The organism is Weizmannia acidilactici (assembly GCF_008974225.1).
Classification (GTDB): Bacteria; Bacillota; Bacilli; order Bacillales; family Bacillaceae_C; genus Weizmannia; species Weizmannia acidilactici.
This window is the reverse complement of sequence record NZ_BKZR01000104.1, coordinates 1-1,081: the sequence shown is the minus strand read 5'-3', so window position 1 is coordinate 1,081 and position 1,081 is coordinate 1. Positions and strand designations below refer to the sequence as shown.

At 39.6% G+C, this 1,081-nt stretch carries 1 protein-coding gene; it reads right to left on the bottom strand.

Features of this window, described 5'->3' with window-relative positions; all coding sequences use genetic code 11:
* Nucleotides 1-102: 102 nt before the first annotated feature.
* Complete coding sequence (locus GBH70_RS16410; RefSeq protein ID WP_151682014.1) at nucleotides 103-1,005, bottom strand: nuclease-related domain-containing protein; 903 nt, start codon at nucleotides 1,003-1,005, stop codon at nucleotides 103-105.
* Nucleotides 1,006-1,081: the final 76 nt, after the last annotated feature.

The window sequence follows — 1,081 nt, the reverse complement described above, 5'->3', positions numbered from 1 at the left end:
ATTTTTTTATGCGTGAACGGTCCTTAGACTCCTCCTAAGAACCGTTTATGCACAATCATTATATACGACGGCAGCAGCAGGTGATTACCTTTTGAAAAATCTTTATTGATAATAAGTCCACCTCCCTGTTCCGACCGTTTTGAAATGTTTCTCCAATACTCTGCTAATCCTTCTTTTAGAATCGATAATTTTACACCACTCACCAATGGTTTCCGAAGTCAATTTCTCGTCAGGAAATAGCATCCGGAATTCTTTGATGCTCCGCATGATCGCTATTCCACCTATTTCACGATGTCCGCATTCTTCGCAGATGACCATTCTTCCCTGAACACCACAGGAAAAAGACCCGCAAGTAGCACAAACAATCCCTTTCCGCAACTGCTCAAATTCATACCGGGGCAGCTTGGTAAAAGATAATTCCTCCATATGAAGCGATAACAATCTTTCTGCGAATTTCTTATGTTTGCTGTTCAATTTTGACGTCAATGCATTCAAATGTTTAAAATACCGTTTGATCTGTGTTGGAAAAATAAATGGCGCATTCAGAGGGGCTTGGTACAAAGTAAATTCGGGGTGAATAAATACAATGGAAGCAGTAACGGGCATGTCAAATCCGAGCGAGTGAAGCAGCTGGCGGAAAAGCGATTCGCTTCGTTTCAATTGAATAAGTGGATTGTTGATCTCAGACTTGTTTTTGTAAAGTCTTTCTCTTTCATAGTAAAAATCGCCTTCATAATTTTTCACTTCAAAAAGATAAATAGTTTCTCCAGTGATTATCAATGCGTCTATCTGAAATGTCGTATTGTTCACAGAGAGCCGCAAATCATTTAATACCAGGCAATCACATTCCAGCTTCTCCGTCCATGAGTCAAAGCGACACTCCCCTTCGAATCCTTTTTTCAGATTCCAATAGTACTGTTTATCTTTTTCGGTGAGTTCCATCCTCCTGTCTAACGATTGAAATACAAGCAGCTCCTGTGGTTCAGTACGAGCCTTATAAAGCATGGTTCACATCCCTTCTAAAAATTCAAACTACAAGTCTATTATATATCTTTTTTCTGAATCTTCAATCCCGCACTGT

Excerpts from the sequence above, each read along its gene's own strand:
- GBH70_RS16410 (WP_151682014.1), bottom strand. The coding sequence starts at position 1,005 with ATGCTTTATAAGGCTCGTACTGAACCACAGGAGCTGCTTGTATTTCAA.